We start from the raw sequence: 19,089 nt of genomic DNA, 5'->3' as shown, positions 1-19,089 counted from the left end.
CGGTCAGCGACCCAGGGTCTGCCCCGTCGAGCGCAGGTTCTCGCAGGCGGTGGTGACCCGCTCGGCCATCGCCACCTCGGCCTTCTTGTTGTAGCTGCGCGGGTCGTAGGTCTTCTTGTCGCCGACCTCGCCGTCGACCTTCAGCACGCCGTCGTAGTTCGTGAACATGTGCGCGGCGATCGGGCGCGTGTAGGCGTACTGGGTGTCGGTGTCGACGTTCATCTTGACCACGCCGTAGTCGAGGGCCTCGTGGATCTCCTCGAGCAGCGAGCCCGAGCCGCCGTGGAACACCAGGTCGAAGGGCTTCGAGCCGTCGGCGAGGCCGAGCTTGCGCGCCGCGACCTCCTGGCCCTCCTTGAGCACCGAGGGGCGCAGCTTGACGTTGCCGGGCTTGTAGACGCCGTGCACGTTGCCGAACGTCGCGGCCAGCAGGTAGCGGCCCTTCTCGCCGCCGCCGAGCGCGTCGACGGTGTGCTCGTAGTCGCCGGCGGCGGTGTAGAGCTTCTCGTTGATGTCGTTGGCGACGCCGTCCTCCTCGCCGCCGACGACGCCGATCTCCACCTCGAGGATGATCTTCGCCTTGGCCGCCTCCGCCAGCAGCTCCTGGGCGATCTGCAGGTTCTCGTGCAGCTCGACCGCCGAGCCGTCCCACATGTGCGACTGGAACAGCGGGTTCTCGCCGCGCGCGACGCGCTCCTGGCTGATCGCGATCAGCGGGCGCACGAACCCGTCGAGCTTGTCCTTGGGGCAGTGGTCGGTGTGCAGCGCGACGTTGATCGAGTACTTCTCGGCGACGACGTGCGCGAACTCGGCCAGCGCGCTCGCGCCGGTGACCATGTCCTTCACCGACTGGCCGGAGCCGAACTCGGCGCCGCCGGTGGAGAACTGGATGATCCCGTCGCTCTCCGCCTCGGCGAAGCCGCGCAGGGCGGCGTTGATGGTCTCCGACGAGGTGCAGTTGATCGCTGGGAAGGCGAACGCGTTCGCCTTCGCGCGGTCGAGCATCTCGTTGTAGACCTCGGGGGTCGCGATGGGCATCGTCGTGCCTCCCAGGGGCGTGGACGGGTACCGGTCAGGGGCCGATCACCGGAGCGGGCACACGGTCCGGCGGGACGTCGGCGCAGTATGACGCAGCCGCCCGTCTCGGCGCTGTGTCGTGGGCCGGCTGTGTCGTCCGGTGTGACCCTTTCCCGTCGCGTGATCGCCTGCGCCACGCGGGTGATCCGTGGACGGACCCTCGTCCCCACCGGGACCACGGGTCGTGAACGGCTATCGTCGGTGACGTGGGCCATCCCGGGGAGAGCGCCGTCGAGCGCACGCTCGGCAGCCTGCGGGCCATCGACGCGGTCGCCCCGGCGGACGCCGCGGTGGTCCATCCGTCGGCCCGGCCCGCGGCCCCACCGCCCCCACCAGGGGGGATGCCGGGCCCGGTACCCGCGAGCGGTCCCGTCGCCACCCAGGACCAGGCGCCGCGCACCCTCGAGGACCTCTACCGCGAGCACCGCATGCGGTTCGTCCGGCTGGCCGTGCTGCTCGTCGACGACCCCGCGACCGCCGAGGACGTCGTCCAGGAGGCCTTCACCGGCCTGCACCGCCACTGGGGCCGGCTGCGCGACGAGCACGCCGCGCTGGGCTACCTGCGCACCGCGGTGGTCAACGGGTCGCGCTCGGTGCTGCGGCGCCGCCGCACCGCTCGCGAGTACACCCCGCCGCACACGGCGGACGCCCGGTCGGCCGAGTCGCTGGCGATGCTCTCCGCCGAGCACCAGGCCGTGGTGTCGGCGCTCGGCAAGCTGCCCCGCCGCCAGCGCGAGGTGCTGGTGCTGCGCTACTACGGCGGCCTGTCCGAGGCCGAGATCGCCGAGGCCACGGGCATCAGCAAGGGCACGGTCAAGTCGACGGCGAGCCGCGGCCTCGAGGCCATCGGCAAGCTCGTCGAGGGCGGCTGACCCCCGCACACCCCTGGGTCCGGGCGGTCCGCGCCGCTAGCATCGCGCGGGATGGACGACGAACGGCTGCTGTCCGAGGCCCTGCGTGCGCACGCCGCGGGCGGTGTGTCCACCCCGGGCGGCACGCCGGACGCAGCACCGAGCGCTGCGACGAACGCAGTTCCGAACGCTGCGCCGGACGCCGCACCCGCGCCGTCCTCCGCCGCGCCGTCCTCCAGCGCACCGTCCTCCACGGCGCCGGCCGCGAGCGGCTCCCGGCTGCGCGACCGCTTCCGGCCGCTGGGGCGCCGCCGCGACACCGCCGAGGCCGCGCCCGAGACGGTCGCGCACCCCACCCCCGCGGCGCCACCCACCGGACCGGCGGGCACCGGCCCCTACCCCGCGCCGCCCCGCAACGGGCCGCCGATGACCCGCCCCGGCCCCCGGCCGCCGCACGGGACGGTGGACCGCCCCTGGCCGGTCGGCGCCCCGGGTGGCCCGCCCGGGGCCCCGCAGGGTGCACCGCCCCCGGCGGGGCGGCCCGCGCCCCCGCTGCCCACGGGCCCGGTCAACCGCCCGCCCGGGCCCGGTGTCCCCCACCCGCGGCCCGCGCCGGGCGCCGCCGCGCCCCCCCCGCCCCCGCCGGCGCCGTCCGACGAGGCCGGGCCGTCGGCGTGGACGCCGGCGCGGATCGCCTGGTGGTCGGGCGTCGCGCTGCTCGCCGGCGCGATCGCGGGCGCGCTCGCAGCGGTCGGCACCCTCGGCCTGCCGGGCTGACCGGAACTCACCCAGGGCTCACGCAGGGCTCACAGCGGGCCCACACAGGGCTCACCCCGAGCGTGTCCGGGGTGACCCGGAGGTCCGCGCCCAGCTCCGCCGCGTACGGTTCACAGGCGTGTCGCCCACACTCGCCGCCGCCACGACCACGGTGCAGGCCCTCGGCCCGGAGTGGCTCGACCCGCAGTTCATCATCGAGTCGCTCGGCCCCTGGGCGCTCGTCGGTGTGTGTCTGATCATCTTCGCCGAGTGCGGCCTGCTGGTCGGGTTCTTCCTGCCCGGCGACTCGCTGCTGTTCATCACCGGGCTCGCGGTGGTCACCGGCCTGATCGACACGCCCCTGTGGCTGGTGTGCGTCCTGCTGGTGGTGTGCGCGTTCCTCGGCAACGCGCTGGGCTACTACATCGGGCTCAAGGCCGGGCCCGCGATCTTCGACAAGCCCGACTCGAAGCTGTTCAAGAAGGAGAACGTCGAGCGGACGCAGAAGTTCTTCGACAAGTACGGCAACCGGGCCATCGTGCTCGGTCGCTTCGTGCCGATCGTGCGCACGTTCATCACGGTGATGGCCGGCGTGGGGCGCATGGACGCGCGCCGCTTCCTGACGTTCTCGGCGATCGGTGGCGTCGCCTGGGCGGCCGGGGTGACGCTGCTCGGCGCCGGGCTGGGCCAGTTCGAGTTCGTGAAGAACAACATCGAGATGATGCTGATCCTGGTCGTGGCGCTGTCGCTGGTGCCGATCGCCATCGAGATGATCAAGGCGTGGCGCGAGCGGAAGCTCGGGGGCCAGGGGCTCGCCGAGGACGTCCTCGACGGCGCGAACGAGGAGCCCACGCAGGTCATCGACACGCGGAACAGCGACGGCCGCTAGACGGCGGCGTGCGCGCGGATCCACGCGTGCATGGCGATCCCGGCGGCGACGCCCGCGTTGATCGAGCGGGTCGACCCGAACTGGGCGATGGCGAGCACCGTGTCGGCGCCCGCGACCGCCTCGGGCGTGAGCCCCACGCCCTCCTGACCGAACAGCAGCACGCAGCGCCGCGGCAGCGTGGCCGTCTCGAGGTGCGCCGCCCCGGGCCCGTTGTCGACGGCGACCACCGCGAGCTCCTCCGTGCGCGCCCACGCGAGCAGCGCGGCGACGTCGGGGTGGTGGTGCACGTGCTGGTAGCGGTCGGTGACCATCGCGCCGCGCCGGTTCCAGCGCCGCCGGCCCACGACGTGCACCGCGGCGGCGGCGAAGGCGTTCGCCGTCCGCACGATCGTGCCGATGTTCGCGTCGTGGTGGAGGTTCTCGATCGCGACGTGGAACGGGTGGCGCCGCGCGTCGAGGTCGGCGACCACGGCCTCGCGGCGCCAGTACCGGTAGCGGTCGACGACGTTGCGCCGGTCGCCCGCCGCGAGCAGCTCGGGGTCGTAGCGCGGGTCGTCGGGCCAGGCCCCGGGGCCGCCGGGCCAGGGGCCGACGCCGACGGGGTCCGGCCCCGTGCGCCACTCGGTGGGACCGGGCCCGTCCTCGTCCTCCGGGGTGGTCACAGCCCCAGGTCGGCCAGCCCGAGCAGCGAGCGGCAGGGCAGCCCGCGGGCCTCGACGGCCTCGGTCGCGCCGGTCGCGCGGTCGACCACGGTCACGACGCCGACCACCTCCGCGCCCGCCTCGACCAGCGCGTCCACGGCGGTGAGCACGCTGCCCCCGGTGGTCGAGGTGTCCTCGACGGCGAGCACGCGGCGCCCGGCGACGTCCGGGCCCTCGATGCGCCGCTGCATGCCGTGGGTCTTGGCCGCCGCCCGCACCACGAACGCGTCGACGGGGCGGCCGGGCGCGTGCATGACGGCGAGCGCGACCGGGTCGGCACCCATGGTCAGGCCGCCGGCGGCGTCGTAGGTCCAGTCGGCGGTGGCCTCGCGCACCAGGCGCCCGATGAGCGGGCCGGCCTCGTGGTGCAGGGTCGCGCGGCGCAGGTCGACGTAGTAGTCGGCCTCCTGCCCCGACGACAGCGTCACCCTGCCGCGCACGACGGCCAGCGCGGTGACGAGCTCGGCGAGCCGGGCGCGGGCCTCGGCGTCGATCGCGGGCGGCGTCATCCGCGCCCCGTCGCCGTCCGCGCCGCGAGGGCGCGCAGCAGGGCGCGCGGCACCACCCGGGTGACGCCCACGATCGCCTTGTACACCGCTCCCGGCACGGACACCGCCTTCCCGGCCTCGAGGTCGTCCAGGCCCTCCGTGACCACCGTGCCCGCGTCCAGCCACAGCCAGTCGGGGCCCTGACGGTCCTGCCCGAGGCGCGCGTGGAACTCGGTGCGCGTGAATCCCGGGCAGAGTGCCATGACCCGCACGCCGGTGCCGCCCAGGGAGAGCGCGAGGTTCTGCGAGAGCGCCGTGACGTAGGTCTTGCCCGCGCTGTAGACCGAGCCGCGGCCGGGCAGGAAGCCGGCCACGCTCGACACGTTGACCACGTCGCCCCGCCCGCGCACCACCATGCCGGGCAGGACCGCGGCGGTCAGCTCGAGCACGGCGGCCATGTTGACCTCGTAGTTCGCGCGCAGCGCGCCGGGATCGGTGTCGACGAACTCGCCGGCCGTCGCGTAGCCCGCGTTGTTGACCAGCAGGGCGATCGGTGTCTCGCCGAGGCTCAGGCGCTCGACCACCCGGCTGCGCCCGGACGCGGCGGCGAGGTCGGCCACCAGCACCTCGACGCCGACACCGTGCCGGGCGCGCAGGCGCTCGGCGAGGCTCTCGAGGCGCCCGGCGTCGCGGGCGACGAGGACGAGGTCGTGGCCGGCGACGGCGAGGTGCTCGGCGAACGCGGCCCCGATGCCCGAGCTGGCGCCGGTGACGAGCGCGGTGCCCTCCCGGGCGCCGCGGGGTCCGCGCCGGGCGGCCAGCGCGCCGGCGAAGGTCGTGCGGCGCATCCCCGACGACACGCGCAGCGCCGCGAAGGGCACGAGCCGCGAGGTCCCGACCAGGGCCTTCATCCCCACGCCGGGGGTCGAGACGGCGCGCCCGGCGGCGTGGTCGGCGAGCGCGGCGCCCGCCACGGTGTCGGCGTCGGGCGGGGCGACGCGCAGGGGGACGGCCTGCTTCGTCCGGGGTCCGGAGCCGACGCCCGGCGGGGTCGGGCAGACGACCGTGAGCGTCGGCCCGTCCCCGTTGTGCCGCTGCGCCAGCGACTCGGTGAGCATCGCGACGTAGGCCTGGGCGGCCCCGTCGAGCCCGGCCGCACCGGCCAGCGGCAGGTAGGCGCCGGGGCCCGCGGTGGTGATGACGCCGCCCGGGCCGGGGTGCCCGCGGGCGACCATCGCGGGCAGCGCGGCCCGGATCAGGATCAGCGGGGCGGCGGCGGTGCGGTCGAGCGCGGCCCGGACCGCCACCGGGTCGGCCTCGGGCAGACCCTCGGGGCTCGCGGGCGTGGGCCCGACGACGAGCAGGTCGATGGGGCGGGTCGGGGCCTCGAGGCGGCGGGCGACGAGGTCGACGTCGTCGGCGTCCGCGAGGTCGCCGGGCAGGACCTCCGGCCGGGTGCCGCGCGGCCCGTCGGCCAGCTGGTCGGCGAGCGCCTCGAGGGCGGCGCGCTCCCCGCCGGCGAGGACGAGCTCGTCGCCGGCCGCGTGCAGGCGCCGGACGAACGCGCGGCCGAGGTCGGTGTCCGCCGACGTGACCAGGGTCCGGCGCGGTACGGGTCCGCTCACCGCCCGGAGGACGAGCTGCTGCGGGCGCCCGGCCCGAACTCGTCGTCCTCGACGTCGTAGGGGATGTCGGCGGGGCGGTCGCGGTGGGTGGGGCGGGGCTCGTCGTCCTGGGAGTCGTCGGCGTGGGGCTCGTCGGCGTCGGGCGCGGCCTCCGGGGTGGGTGCGGGGCCGTGGCCGTCCCCGTCGCCACCGCCCGCGGCGTCCTCGAGCGCGACGGACAGCTCGACGAGCGCCTGCAGCAGGCCCTGCACGCGGTCCGGGTCGGCGCCCGGGTCGGTGGTGGCGAGCACCCAGGTGTCCTCGGCCCAGACCAGCGGCACGTCGTCGCCGACCAGGTCGGCGGCGCGCGCGACGTCGGCGGTGATCAGCGGGCGGGCCTGGGCCACCGAGGTGACGAAGGCGTAGCGCTCGCCGACCTGGCCGAGCGAGTCGAGGCCGGCGTCGTCGGGCAGCGGGGCCGAGGGCAGGCGCAGCTCGATGGCCACGGGCAGCGTCGCGACGCCGCGCACGGCGGCGACGATGCCGGTGATCTGGCCGGCCTGCTCGTGGTCGAAGACGTGGGCGAGGCGGCGGCCGCCGGGGCCGGGGACCGCGCCGGTGGCGAGGTCGAGCGCGCGGCCGTGGCCGCCCTGGTGCACGGCGCCGTAGCGCCAGCGGCTGGGCAGGACGGGGTCGACGTCGACGAACTCCCAGCTCTTCTGCTCGGCCCACCGGCGCCGGTCGCGGCGGTGCCCGCCGGTGCGGGCGCGGTCGGAGAGCAGCAGCAGCGCCCCGCCGCCCGCGGCCAGCGCCGCGATGACGAACCAGACCCAGGCAGGCACGCACGCAGGGTACGACGCCGACGTCCCCCCATCGTGCAGGGCGTCCTCGGCGCGCCGGGTCATGTGAGCGAAATTCGGGGCTATGGGCCCGAAGTCCGCTCACGTGGGAGCTCGGGAACCCGGTTGTGGGGCGCGGTTAGGCTCGGTGATCGTGAGCGCCACGCTGGTCGCGCGGGACCTCGCCGCCGCGCACGGCGCCCGGGTGCTGTTCTCCGGACTCGATCTCGTCGTCGCTCCGGGCGACGTCATCGGGCTCGTCGGGGTCAACGGCGCCGGGAAGTCCACCCTGCTGCGTCTGCTCGCCGGCCTCGCCGCCCCCGACCAGGGCTCGATCGCGCTCTCGCCCGCCACGGCGACCATCGGGCACCTGCCGCAGGAGACCGCGCGCGTGCCGGGCGAGACCGTGCGCGGCTTCGTCGGCCGGCGCACCGGCGTCACCGCGGCCGCCGCCACCCTGGAGGCGGCGACCACCGCGCTCTCGGAGGGTGCCCCCGGCGGCGACGAGGCCTACGCCGCGGCGCTGGAGCGCTGGCTCGACCTCGGCGGCGCCGACCTCGAGGAGCGCACCGCCGAGGTCGCCGACGACCTCGGGCTGGACGCGGCCCTGCTCGACGCCCCGATGACCGCGCTCTCCGGGGGCCAGGCCGCCCGCGCCAACCTCGCCTCGCTGCTGCTGGCCCGTTTCGACGTGTTCCTGCTCGACGAGCCCACCAACGACCTCGACCTCGCGGGCCTCGAGCGCCTGGAGCGCTGGGTCGCGGGAGACGCAGCGGAGCGGAGCTCGACCCATCGAACGAGCCTGCGTGCCGGCACCGTGCTCGTCAGCCACGACCGCGAGTTCCTGGCCCGCACGGTGACGTCGGTGCTCGAGCTCGACCTCGCCCAGCAGCAGGTCACCCAGTACGGCGGCGGTTACGAGGCCTACCTCGCCGAGCGCGCGACGGCCCGCCGGCACGCCCGCGAGGCCTACGAGGAGTACGCCGAGAAGCGCTCCGAGCTGACCTCGCGGATGCAGACGCAGAAGCAGTGGGTGGACAAGGGCGTGCGCAACGCCCGCAAGAAGGCCACCGACCCCGACAAGCACGTCAAGCACTTCCGCGGGCAGACCTCGGAGAAGCAGGCGTCGAAGATCGCGCAGACCGAGCGGCGGCTCGAGCGCATGGAGGTCGTCGAGGAGCCGCGCAAGGAGTGGGAGCTGCGGATGACGATCGCGGCGGCCCCGCGCTCGGGCACGGTCGTCGCGACGCTCGACGGCGCGGTCGTGCGGCGGGGCCCGTTCACCCTCGGCCCGGTCACCCTGCAGCTCGACTGGGCCGACCGCGTCGCGATCACCGGCGCGAACGGCGCCGGCAAGACGACGCTGCTCGCCCTGCTGCTCTCCCGGCTCGCCCCCGACGAGGGCCGGGCCGCGCTGGGCTCGGGCGTCGTCGTCGGCGAGGTCGACCAGGCCCGGGGGCTGCTGACCGGCTCGGCGGCCCTGCTCGACGTCTTCTCCCGCCTGCCCGAGCTGGACCGCTGGCCCACCGCGGAGCTCCGGACGCTGCTGGCGAAGTTCGGGCTCGGCGCCGAGCACGTCCACCGCGGCGCCGACACGCTCTCGCCCGGCGAACGGACCCGCGCCGCGCTGGCCCTGCTGCAGGCCCGCGGGGTCAACCTGCTCGTGCTCGACGAGCCCACCAACCACCTCGACCTGGCCGCCATCGAGCAGCTCGAGTCGGCGCTCGCCGCGTTCGAGGGCACCCTGCTGCTCGTCTCGCACGACCGGCGCCTGCTCGCGGGCGTGTCGACCACCCGGGCGTGGTACGTCGACGCGGGGAAGGTCCGGGAACTGCCCGTCTGATGAGAGCGTTCTCATCCCGGCGTCACCGACGGCTCACCCGCGACGGCGAGGATGGCCGCATGGCTCGTTCGACGTTCGCCGCCGCGCTGCTGCTCGCCGGGCTCGCGGTCGGCGCGACCGCGTGCGACACGTCCACGGAGTCCCCGCTGCCGGCGCCGGTGTCGGTGCCGTCGGTGCCGGGTGGGGCGCCCGCCCCGGCCCCGGAGCAGGACGACGACGGGACCGTGGCGCCGCCGCCCGCCGGGGACCAGGAGGACGGGGATGACGGCGCCGGCGACGACGACGGTGACGACGGCTGATCACCCCGTCACCCACCCCGTCGGCTTCCTGCGCGCCCGCGGCGCCCGCGTCCGGATCGTCGCCTGGGTGCTGCTGCTCGTGCTCGGCAGCCTGGCGGTGGTCACCGTCGTCACCTGGCAGCTGCTGATCCGTGCCACCGACGCCCGCATGGACACCGCCCTGCGCACCGAGATCGAGGAGTTCGCCGCGCTCACCGCGTCGGGCCGCAGCCCCACCGACGGCGCGCCGTTCGCGTCGGTCGACCAGGTGCTCCAGACCGCGATCACCTACAACCTCGCGCGGCCCAACGAGAAGTTCCTCGGCTACCTCGACGGGGTCTTCCGCTACCAGAGCCGCCAGCAGAGCCCGGTGCTGCTCGCCGGCGACCCGGAGTTCGCCCGCCTCGCGGGGTCGGTGCCGGCGCCGGTGGAGGCCCGCTACGAGAGCGCGGCGGGCGAGGTCCGCTACATCGCCGTGCCCGTCACGCTGGCCGGCGACCCGGCGCGGGGGGTCATCGTCGTCGCGTACTTCGCCGACCAGGAACGCTCGGCCGCCGACGACGCCGCGCTGCTCATGGTCGCCGCCGGCGCGGTGACCGCGGTGCTCGCCGCCGTCGCCGCGTGGCTGGTCGCGGGCCGCATCCTGCGCCCGGTGCGCGACGTCGCCGACACCGCGCGCGCCATCACCGAGACCGACCTCTCCGCGCGCATCGACGACCGCGCCGACACCCGCGACGAGCTCGGCGCCCTGGTCCGCGCGGTCAACGCGATGCTCGACCGCGTCGAGGACGGCGCGCGGGCCCAGCGGCGCTTCGTCGACGACGCCGGCCACGAGCTGCGGACCCCGATCACGATCGTGCGCGGCCACCTCGAGGTCGTCGACGTCGAGGACCCCGCCGACGTGCGCGCCACCGTCGGTCTGGTCGACGACGAGCTCGAACGGATGAACCGCATCGTCTCCGACCTGCTCGTGCTCGCGAAGGCCGAGCAGCCCGAGTTCGTGCGCCCGGCGCCGACCGACGTCCCCGCGCTGCTCGAGGAGACCCTGCGCAAGGCCTCGGGGCTCGCCGACCGGGAGTGGGCGCTGGTGGGGGCACCCCCGGCGCTGCTCGCCGACCTCGACGCCCAGCGGGTGACCCAGGCGCTGCTCGTGCTCGCCGACAACGCCGCCCACCACACCGCGCCCGGCGACCGCATCGTCCTCGGCGCCGGGGCGGACGGCGCCCGTGTGCGGCTGCGCGTCGCGGACACCGGGACCGGCGTCGCCGCCGCCGACCGCGAGCGCATCTTCGCCCGCTTCGCCCGCGGCAACGGCTCGACGCGGCGCTCCGACGGCGCCGGGCTGGGGCTCGCCATCGCGAGCGCCATCGCCGGCGCGCACGGCGGCCACGTCGAGGTCTCCGACGGCGTGGGCACCGGCCTGCCCGGCCAGAGCGGCCCCGGCGCCACGTTCACGCTCGTCCTGCCCCTGCGCGCCGATCATGAGGTCCCGTGAGCAGCATCCTGATCGCCGAGGACGAACCGCGGATCGCGTCGTTCGTGGAGAAGGGCCTGCGCTCGGCGGGGTTCGCGACGACCGTCGTCGACGACGGCCTCGCCGCCCGCGACCAGGCCCTCGGCGGCCACCACGACCTGCTGGTCCTCGACATCGGGCTGCCCGGGCTCGACGGTTTCGCGGTGCTCGCCGAGCTGCGGGCGTCGGGCTCGCGGCTGCCGGTCGTCGTGCTCACCGCGCGGGACAGCGTCGCCGACACCGTCGCCGGGCTCGAGGGCGGCGCCGACGACTACATGGCCAAGCCCTTCCGGTTCGAGGAGCTGCTGGCCCGCGTGCGCCGGCGGCTGGCCGACGCCGGGCCGGGCGAGGTGACGGTGCTGCGCCACGGGACGCTGTCGCTGGACCTGCGGTCCCGGCAGGCGACGGTCGACGGGGTGACGGTGGACCTGTCGGCGCGCGAGTTCGTGCTCGCCGAGACGTTCCTGCGCCACCCGGGCCAGGTCCTCTCCCGGGAGCAGCTGCTCTCCCGCGTCTGGGGCTACGACTTCGACCCCGGCTCCAACGTCGTCGACGTCTACGTCCGCTACCTGCGCCGCAAGCTCGGCGCGGAGCGGATCACGACGGTGCGGGGCATGGGGTACCGGCTGAGCTGAGGTCCAGCGGGCCAGTGGGCCGCGTGGGTCGGGTGGCCGGTGGGTCGCGTGGGGGGTTACTGGCTGGTATCTCTCGCTGGGCGAGGGATACCAGCCAGTAACCGCGGACTCAGTCGTCCCCGGGGCCGTCGTCGTCCAGGTCGTCGTCCACGTCGTCGTCGAGGTCGTCGCCGCCCCGGTCGTCGGCGTCGTCCCGGTCGAGCACGCCGTCGCCGTCGTCATCGGCGTCGTCCCGGTCGAGCACGCCGTCGTCATCGTCGTCGTCGTCCACCGACCCGACGGGCGCGGGGATGGGCAGGGCGGGCCCGGACGCCGGTGCCGGGACGGCGGGCACCGAGACGGCGACGGGCACCGGGGCGCTGTCGGTGGCGGCGCAGCCGGTGAGGGCCAGGGCCCCGCCGAGGGTGGCGAGGACGAGCAGGGAGCGGGTGCGGGTCATGGCGGGCCTCCGGGTCTCGCGCGGGCGTCCCTCGCCCGGCACGGACCAGCGTCGGCGGCGGCCGTGAGGCCCCCGGGAGACGCTCGTGAGGGCCTTCTCATCCGCCGGCGCGCGTCGCGGCGAGGGCCTCCCGGGCGAGGTCGACGAGCCCGTCGTCGTCGCGGGCGGCCCCGCGGCGTTCGGCGCGGGCGAGGGCGTCGTCGCCGAGGCGCGCGGCCAGCGCGTCGCGCAGGGTCGCCAGGCGCGCCGCGTCGGCCCCGAACAGCGGCCCGCCCGACCGGCGCGCCACGAGCCCGCCGAGCAGCTCCGCGGCGAGCGCGTCGCGCCCGTCGTCGGCGAGGAGCTCGGCGACCCCGCGCAGGCCGACCCACTGGTGGGTGCGGTTGCCGGTGCCGCGCCAGTGCTCCAGCGACGCCAGGGCGGAGCGGGCGGCGGCCGCGGTGTCCCCGGCGCGGGCGCGCAGGGAGGTGACGGTGACCAGCGCGACCCCCAGCGCGTACTGCTCGCCCGCCTCGCGGGCGAGGCGCACGGCGTCCTCGAGCAGGTCGAGGGCGGTCGCCGGGTCGGTGTCCGCGCGGACCTCGCCGGCGACGTAGGCGCTCCACGGCACGAGCAGCGGGTCACCGGCCTCGCGCACGGCGACGTCCAGCGCGTCCGCCTCCGCCACGGCCGCCGCGGTGTCCCCGCCGTAGGCGACGGCCAGCAGGCGCGTGAACACCGCCATCGCCCCGACCCGCAGCGTCGGGCTCCGCTCCGCCTCGGCCGCGGCCCGCGCCGACGCCGCGGCGCGCCCGGCGAAGAGGTCGAGCTCGGCCCGGAGGAACGTCAGGGCGGGCGTCGCCGGGTCGTCGGGCCCGGCGACGCCCGTCCCGGCCGCGACCTGCTGCTCGGCGCGGTCGAGGTCGCCCGCGAACCGGGCCCCGCTCGCGGCGACGGCGTGCACCCCGGCCGCGGCGGTCCCGAGGTCGGCGCCCCTCGCGAGCAGGGCGTCCGCCCAGGCGAAGATCTCCGGGGTCATGCGGACCTCGGCGACGTCGATCAGGCGGGCCACGATCGCGGCCGCGTGCGCCGGGTCGTGGTCGGTGGTCCACGCGACGGCGGCCCGGACCTCGTCCCACTCCGCCGCCACGGCCGCGAGCCGGCGCGCCGCGTCCGGCCCGAGCAGCGCGCCGTCGCGCGCGAGGAGCGCCAGCACGTGGTCGGCGTGGCGCCGCCGGACCGCGGCCGTCCCGCCGGCCTCGTCGAGACGCTCGCGGACGTAGGCGCGGACGGTCTCGAGCAGGGCGTAGCGCGACGGCCCGTCGCGGGCGTGGTCGACGGACGCGGTGACCAGCGACTTGTCCACGAGGTCGGCGAGCACCCCGTCGAGATCGGGATCGTCGGCGACGGCCCGGGCGGCGGCGAGGGTGAAGCTGCCCGCGAACACGCCGAGCCGGGCGAGGACGGCCTGCTCGCGGGGGTCGAGCAGCCGGTAGGACCAGTCGACGACGGCGTGCAGGGTGCGATGCCGCTGGTCGGCGCCGCGGTGGGGGCTGCGCAGGAAGCGCCGGTGCAGGGGCAGGTCGGCGGCGAGCTCGGCGGGCGAGAGCACGCGCATCCGGGCGGCGGCGAGCTCGAGGGCGAGCGGGAGCCGGTCGAGGCGCCGGCACACCTCGGTGACCGCCTCCCGGTTGAGCTCGGAGAGCGCGAAGGCGGGGTCGGCGGCAGCCGCGCGCTCGGCGAACAGCGCGACCGCGGCGTCCTGCGCCAGCGGCGGGACCGGGCGGACGCGCTCGCCGGGCACCCCGAGCGGCTCACGGCTCGTGGCGAGCACGGCGACCGTCGGGCACGCGGCGCCCAGGCCCGTGACCAGCGCGGCGACCGCGTCGACGACGTGCTCGGCGTTGTCGAGCACCAGCAGCAGCCGCCGTCCGCGCAGGACGGCGTGGACCCGGTCGCGGGGATCGGTGCCGGACGCGCCCGGGGCGTCGACCGCCGCCACGACCGCCGGGGCGACCTCGGCGCCCGTGGTGACGGTGGCGAGCTCGGCGACGACGACCCCGTCCGCGAACGTCCCGGCGAGCGCCGCCGCGACGTGCCGGGCGAGCGTCGTCTTGCCCACCCCGCCGGGCCCCACGAGGGTCACCGGCCCGTCCCCGATCGCCGCCGTGACCCCGGCGATCGCGGTCTCGCGGCCGAGCAGTGCCGGCCCCGGGGACGCAGCGAACGCGCCGTTCGTTGCGCTAGAAGCAGCGAACGGCGCGTTCGCTGCGACCACCTCGGGGGCCGGCGAGCCCGCGAGCACCAGTGCCTCGAGGCGGCGCATCCCCTCGCCGGGATCGAGGCCCAGCTCGTCGGCGAGCAGGCGGCGGTGGGCCGCGACCGCCGCGAGGGCGTCGCCCGCGCGTCCGGCGCGGTGCAGCGCCTCGACCAGCAGCTCGCGGCGCCGCTCGCGGAACGGCGCCGCGGCCACCAGCTCCTCGAGGCGGGCGACGGCGTCGGCGGGGCGCCCGAGGTCGAGGTCGGCCTGGGCGCGGGCGTCCTCGAGGTCGGCGCGCAGCTCGCCGAGGCGGGCCGCGACCGGCCGGAACGGCTCCTCGTCGGCGAACTCCGCGAACGCCGGGCCGCGCCACAGCGCCAGGGCCTCGTCGAGCAGGTCGGCGCCACCCCCGGCACGGGCACGGTCCCGCAGGGCCACCGCGAGCGTCGCGTCGAGCGCCTCGGCCGGCAGGTCGAGCACGTAGCCGGGCGGCTCGGTGCGCAGCACCCCGTCGCCGAGCACGCGGCGGGCACGCGCCACCGCGCTGTGCAGGGCCGCCTCGCCGTGCGCGGGCGGGTCGTCGGGCCACACGTGCGCGACCAGCCGGTCGACCGTGACCACCCGGCCGGGCTCGAGCGCCAGGACGGCGAGCAGGCGGCGCACGCGCGCCGAGCGGACCGGGGCGTCGCCGACCGCGATCGCCCCCAGGACCCGCACCATGCCCATCACGGCTCCCCTCGCCCGCGGCGGGAGCGTAGCGCCGGTTGACACCCCGCCGACCCGATGCTTGCATGACTGCACACATTGCAACGTCGCAAGGATCAGCGATGGACGAGCGCGAACGCCTGGCGGCGAGCTTCGGCGACATGCGGCGCGCGATGATCCCGGCGTTCCTGCTCGACCTGCTCGGCGCCGTCGACGGCGGTGACGAGCTGTCGCTGACCCAGCTCGCGACGCTCTACGTCCTCGACGTCGGCGAGCCGGTGTCCCTGGGCGGCCTCGCGGAGCGGGTCGGGCGGTCGCACTCGGCGACCAGCCGGCTCGTCGACGCCCTCGTGCGCCGCGGGCTCGTCGAGCGCCAGGAGCACCCCACCGACCGGCGGGTCCGCCGGGTGGCGATCAGCAAGGACGGCGAGGGCCTGCTCCGCCGCCTCGAACGCACCCGGGCCGACGCCCAGCTCGAGATCATGAACCGGCTCGCTCCCGCGGACCGGGCGCTGGTGGGACGCGCGATGACCCTGCTCGGCGACGCCGCCCAGCAGGGGAGGGAGCCCTCATGACCGCCGACCTGGTCCTGCCTCTCGACACGATCGACCCCGCCGACCCGGCGACGCTCGGGCGCGTCGGCGGCAAGGCGGCCAACCTCGCCGCCCTCGTGCGCGCCGGTCTCCCGGCGCCCGGCGGCGTCTGCGTCACCACGGCCGCCTACCGCCGCGCGGTCGGCGCGGCGCTCGACGGGCTGCTCGACTCGCACGCCGGGGACACGGAGACTGAGGTCCTCGGCGAGAAGGCCCGCGCCGCGGTGCTGGCCGTCCCGGTGCCCGAGGACGTCGCCGACGCCGTGCGCGCCGCGTGCCCCGACGGGCCGGTCGCCGTGCGCTCGTCGGCCACCGCCGAGGACCTCCCCGACGCCAGCTTCGCCGGCCAGCAGGACACCGAGCTCAATGTCGTCGGCCCCGATGCGGTGCTCGACGCCGTGCGCCGCTGCTGGGCGTCGCTCTGGACCGACCGGGCGGTCGCCTACCGCGGCGCCCAGGGCATCGACCACGCCGCCGTCGCGCTCGCCGTCGTGATCCAGCGGATGGTCGACGCGCGGTGGGCCGGCGTGCTGTTCACCGCCAACCCGGTGACCGGTCGGCGCGGGCAGTCGGTGATCGACGCGGCACCGGGCCTGGGCGAGGCGGTGGTGTCCGGGGCGGTCGATCCCGAGCACCTCGTCGTCGACCCCGACGGCACGATCGCCGAGCGGCGCGCCGGCACCGGCGGCTCGCTCGTCCTCGCCCGGCCCGGCGGCGGCACCGAGACCGTCGCCCGCACCGACACCGCCGCGCTGGACGGCGAGCACGTCCGCGCCCTCACCGCCCTCGGCCGGCGCGCCGAGGCGCTGTTCGGCGCGCCGCAGGACACGGAGTGGGCGATCGATGACGACGGCACGGCCTGGCTGACCCAGTCACGGCCCATCACCACGCTCTACCCGCTCGTCCCCGGGCGCCCGGGCTTCCGCCTCTTCCTCTCGGCGAACGTCGCGCAGGGCGTGTTCCGCCCGTTCACCCCGGCCGGGCTCTCGGCCGCCCGCCACCTCGCGACCGGCGTCGCGCGGCTGCTCGGCACGCCCGTCGACGACCCCGAGCAGGGGCCGCCGATGCTGTCCGAGGCCGGCGAGCGCGTGTTCGTCGACATCACCGACGTGCTGCGCAGCCGGGTCGGTCGCGCCGGTGCCCGCGGCGTGCTGGGGGTGATGGAGCGGCGCTCGGCCGAGGTCATCGCCACCCAGCTCGACCGCCCCGAGCTGTCGGTGACCCGCCGCTCCCCGCTGCCGGCGCTGCGCCGGGTCGGGCGGGTCGCCGCCCGCTACCGCATCCCGCTGCACGTCGTGGGCGCGTGGGTGCGTCCGGCCCGGGCCCGGGAGCGCGCGGAGACGCTGATCCGGGAGGCGGAACGGACGCTGCCGGCGCCCGCGGGCGCGACGCGCGAGGAACGCGTCGACCACACGCGCCGGATGCTCACCGACGGCTTCGCCCCGATGGCGCCGCGGATCGCGCCGGCCCCGGCCGCCGGGTTCCTCGCGCTCGGTCTCGCCGCGAAGCTCCTCGGCGAGCGCGCGCGGCCGGGCGAGCTCGGCACCGTGCTGCGCGGGCTGCCGCACAACGTCACCACCGAGATGGACCTCGCGCTGTGGGACCTCGCCGCCCGCCTGCGGGCCGACGGCACGCCGCTCACCGGCGACGCACCACCGCCGGGCCTCGACGCCTTCCTCGCCGCGCACGGACGGCGCGCGGTCGCCGAGATCGACCTGGGCCTGCCGCGCTGGTCCGACGACCCGGCGCACCTGCTCGGGGTGCTCGCCAACTACGTCCGCCTCGACGACCCCGCGCGCGCCCCGGACGTCGTGTTCGCGCGCAGCGCCGCCGAGGCCGAGGTGACGGTCGACGCCCTCGCCCGGCGGGCCGGCGGGCTGCGCGGGCGGGTCGTGGCGTTCGCGCTGCACCGCGCCCGCGCGCTCGTCGGCCTGCGCGAGCTGCCGAAGTACTGGCTGGTCACGGTGCTGGCGGCCGCGCGGGCGGAGCTCGCCGTGGTGGGCGCCGAGCTGGCCGCCGCCGGCCGTCTGGAGCGCGCCGACGACGTCTTCTTCCTGAGCCTCTCCGAGGCGCGGGAGGACGTCGATCGACGCGACCTGGTGCAGCAGAGGAGAGCCACCTACGAGCGGGAGCTGCGCCGCCGCCACGTCCCGCGGATCGTGCTCTCCGACGGCACCGAGCCCGAGGCCCTCGGGGACGCGGGCGAGGCCCCGGACGGCGCGCTGACCGGCGTCCCGGCCTCCGCGGGCACGGTGACCGGCCCGGTGCGCGTGATCACCGACCCGCAGGGCGCCCGCCTCGAGCCCGGCGACGTGCTGGTGTGCCCGTCGACCGACCCCGGGTGGACGCCGCTGTTCCTCACCGCGGGCGGGCTGGTGATGGAGATGGGCGGGTCCAACTCCCACGGCGCCGTGGTCGCCCGCGAGTACGGGCTGCCCGCCGTCGTCGGCGTCCGCGACGCCGTCGCCCGCCTCGCCGACGTGGCCCGGGTGCAGGTGGACGGGACGAGCGGTCGCGTCACACCGGTTCAGGACAACCGGTAGAACCGGAAGATCTCGGCGTCGAGCTCGTCGAGGACCTCGACCGTCGCAAAGCCCGCCGCCCGCGCGTAGGACTCCAGCGTGTCGCGGCGCATCACCGTGCCGGTGCCGACCGAGCCCGGCGTCGACATCCCGTCGGGCAGGCAGCACATCAGCGAGAAGCCGTAGAACAGCCGCTCGACCTCGTCGCCGTCGGGCGCGAAGGCGTCGGCGACCTTCTCGTCCATGATCAGGACGGTGCCGCCCGGCGCCACGGTCCGGCGCATCGCGGCGAGCACCCCGACCGGGTCGGGCATGTCGTGCAGGCACTCGAAGGCGCAGACGAGGTCGTAGGCGCCGGCCTGCGCCGTCTCGATCCCGGCGTGGTGGACGGTCACCCGGTCCCCCACACCCTCGGCCGCGGCGTTCCGGCGCGCGGCGTCCACCGAGGCGGCGTCGACGTCGAACCCGTCGACCGTCGCGGACGGGTACGCCCGCGCGATCCCGACCGCCGACCAGCCCTCCCCGAGGCCGACGTCGGCCACCCGGCCGCCGGCGCGCAGGGCCCGGTCGACGTCGCCGAGCAGCGGCAGGTGGTCGCGGCACAGGGCGTCGCGCAGGAGCGGGCGGTTCTGGGCCGCCTGGCCCTCGCGGGCGTCGTCACCGAACGTCTCCCAGCCGACCCCGCCGCCGGTGCGGTAGGCCTCGAGCAGGTCGTCGATCCGGCGCAGGGACGCGACGAGGATGCGCGCGAACGGCGTCAGGATGGCCTCGCTGTCGAGGTCGGCGAGCACCGGGACGTGCTCGGCGGGCATCGTGAAGCGCCGGGCGTCGGGCGCGGCGGCGGGGTCGTCGACGGTGAGCATGCCGCTCACCGCCTGGTACTCCAGCCACTCCCGCGCGTACCGGGCCGCGGTCCCGGTCCGCGCGGCGAGCTCCGGCGCCGTCGCCGGGCCGTCCTCGGCGAGCGAGCGCCACCAGCCGAGCTTCTCGCCGAGGTAGAGCGCGGTGGTGTGTTCCATGCCGAGGATCCAGCCGAAGACGGTCTCGGCGCAGCTCTCGGTGGTGTGGGGGTTCTCCAGCGTCGTCATGGGGTCACCCTGACCGCGGTCCCTGTCGG

General features: G+C 76.7%; 17 protein-coding genes. 9 read left to right on the top strand and 8 right to left on the bottom strand.

Annotated elements, in window-relative coordinates:
- Positions 1-3: 3 nt before the first annotated feature.
- On the bottom strand, positions 4-1,038 hold the full coding sequence (gene fbaA / locus ACFPK1_RS02880; RefSeq protein WP_378019372.1) for a class II fructose-bisphosphate aldolase: 1,035 nt from the start codon (positions 1,036-1,038) through the stop codon (positions 4-6).
- Positions 1,039-1,283: 245 nt separating this feature from the next.
- On the opposite strand from fbaA, the gene ACFPK1_RS02875 reads away from it, so the two are divergent.
- From ACFPK1_RS02875 to ACFPK1_RS02865, 3 genes are all read left to right on the top strand, one after another.
- Positions 1,284-1,949, top strand: a complete 666-nt coding sequence (locus ACFPK1_RS02875) for a SigE family RNA polymerase sigma factor (protein ID WP_378019371.1) — start codon at positions 1,284-1,286, stop codon at positions 1,947-1,949.
- Between the two features lie 51 nt (positions 1,950-2,000).
- A complete protein-coding gene (locus tag ACFPK1_RS02870) occupies positions 2,001-2,705 on the top strand; it encodes a hypothetical protein (RefSeq protein ID WP_378019370.1) in 705 nt (234 codons plus the stop codon).
- 118 nt (positions 2,706-2,823) lie between these two features.
- Positions 2,824-3,573: a DedA family protein gene (locus ACFPK1_RS02865; protein WP_378019369.1), complete on the top strand. Its 750-nt coding sequence runs from the start codon at positions 2,824-2,826 to the stop codon at positions 3,571-3,573.
- Here the strand turns inward: ACFPK1_RS02865 and ACFPK1_RS02860 are convergent.
- From ACFPK1_RS02860 to ACFPK1_RS02845, 4 genes are read right to left on the bottom strand one after another with little or no spacing between them, the layout of a single operon-like run.
- A complete protein-coding gene (locus ACFPK1_RS02860; RefSeq protein ID WP_378019368.1) occupies positions 3,570-4,235 on the bottom strand; it encodes a TrmH family RNA methyltransferase in 666 nt (221 codons plus the stop codon). The genes ACFPK1_RS02865 and ACFPK1_RS02860 overlap by 4 nt on opposite strands.
- Positions 4,232-4,783, bottom strand: coding sequence for an orotate phosphoribosyltransferase (gene pyrE / locus ACFPK1_RS02855; protein ID WP_378019367.1), 552 nt, complete (start codon positions 4,781-4,783; stop codon positions 4,232-4,234). Before pyrE ends, ACFPK1_RS02860 begins: the two co-directional genes overlap by 4 nt.
- On the bottom strand, positions 4,780-6,387 hold the full coding sequence (locus tag ACFPK1_RS02850; protein WP_378019366.1) for an SDR family NAD(P)-dependent oxidoreductase: 1,608 nt from the start codon (positions 6,385-6,387) through the stop codon (positions 4,780-4,782). The genes pyrE and ACFPK1_RS02850 overlap by 4 nt, the downstream gene beginning before the upstream one ends.
- The gene (locus ACFPK1_RS02845) at positions 6,384-7,208 is read right to left on the bottom strand and encodes a type III secretion system chaperone family protein (RefSeq protein ID WP_378019365.1); all 825 of its coding nucleotides are present in this window, start codon (positions 7,206-7,208) and stop codon (positions 6,384-6,386) included. The genes ACFPK1_RS02850 and ACFPK1_RS02845 overlap by 4 nt, the downstream gene beginning before the upstream one ends.
- 151 nt (positions 7,209-7,359) lie before the next feature.
- On the opposite strand from ACFPK1_RS02845, the gene ACFPK1_RS02840 reads away from it, so the two are divergent.
- From ACFPK1_RS02840 to ACFPK1_RS02825, 4 genes are read left to right on the top strand one after another with little or no spacing between them, the layout of a single operon-like run.
- Positions 7,360-9,048: an ABC-F family ATP-binding cassette domain-containing protein gene (locus ACFPK1_RS02840; protein ID WP_378019364.1), complete on the top strand. Its 1,689-nt coding sequence runs from the start codon at positions 7,360-7,362 to the stop codon at positions 9,046-9,048.
- 59 nt (positions 9,049-9,107) lie between these two features.
- A complete protein-coding gene (locus ACFPK1_RS02835) occupies positions 9,108-9,347 on the top strand; it encodes a hypothetical protein (protein WP_378019363.1) in 240 nt (79 codons plus the stop codon).
- Positions 9,310-10,821: a sensor histidine kinase gene (locus tag ACFPK1_RS02830; RefSeq protein ID WP_378019362.1), complete on the top strand. Its 1,512-nt coding sequence runs from the start codon at positions 9,310-9,312 to the stop codon at positions 10,819-10,821. Before ACFPK1_RS02835 ends, ACFPK1_RS02830 begins: the two co-directional genes overlap by 38 nt.
- Entirely contained in the window at positions 10,818-11,474 is a 657-nt protein-coding gene (locus ACFPK1_RS02825) for a response regulator transcription factor (protein ID WP_378019361.1), read from the top strand. Before ACFPK1_RS02830 ends, ACFPK1_RS02825 begins: the two co-directional genes overlap by 4 nt.
- A 109-nt stretch (positions 11,475-11,583) precedes the next feature.
- On the opposite strand, the gene ACFPK1_RS02820 is transcribed toward ACFPK1_RS02825, so the two are convergent.
- Both ACFPK1_RS02820 and ACFPK1_RS02815 read right to left on the bottom strand, forming a co-directional pair.
- Entirely contained in the window at positions 11,584-11,913 is a 330-nt protein-coding gene (locus tag ACFPK1_RS02820) for a hypothetical protein (protein WP_378019360.1), read from the bottom strand.
- A gap of 97 nt (positions 11,914-12,010) precedes the next feature.
- Positions 12,011-14,878 (bottom strand): BTAD domain-containing putative transcriptional regulator, encoded by a 2,868-nt coding sequence (locus ACFPK1_RS02815; protein ID WP_378019359.1) that lies wholly within the window; start codon positions 14,876-14,878, stop codon positions 12,011-12,013.
- Positions 14,879-14,979: 101 nt separating this feature from the next.
- On the opposite strand from ACFPK1_RS02815, the gene ACFPK1_RS02810 reads away from it, so the two are divergent.
- Positions 14,980-15,432 carry a MarR family winged helix-turn-helix transcriptional regulator gene (locus ACFPK1_RS02810; RefSeq protein ID WP_378019358.1) on the top strand — a complete coding sequence of 151 codons (453 nt, stop codon included), beginning with the start codon at positions 14,980-14,982 and terminating at the stop codon, positions 15,430-15,432.
- On the top strand, positions 15,429-17,993 hold the full coding sequence (locus ACFPK1_RS02805) for a PEP/pyruvate-binding domain-containing protein (protein ID WP_378019357.1): 2,565 nt from the start codon (positions 15,429-15,431) through the stop codon (positions 17,991-17,993). The genes ACFPK1_RS02810 and ACFPK1_RS02805 overlap by 4 nt, the downstream gene beginning before the upstream one ends.
- Here ACFPK1_RS02805 and ACFPK1_RS02800 read toward each other — a convergent pair.
- Positions 17,978-19,060, bottom strand: a complete 1,083-nt coding sequence (locus tag ACFPK1_RS02800) for a class I SAM-dependent methyltransferase (RefSeq protein ID WP_378019356.1) — start codon at positions 19,058-19,060, stop codon at positions 17,978-17,980. The two genes, ACFPK1_RS02805 and ACFPK1_RS02800, sit on opposite strands and share 16 nt — an antisense overlap.
- Positions 19,061-19,089 lie beyond the last annotated feature (29 nt).

This window comes from Actinomycetospora rhizophila (assembly GCF_042657905.1).
GTDB lineage: Bacteria > Actinomycetota > Actinomycetes > Mycobacteriales > Pseudonocardiaceae > Actinomycetospora > Actinomycetospora rhizophila.
Note: the sequence above shows the minus strand (reverse complement) of the source record. Positions and strands in the feature narration are given on the sequence as shown.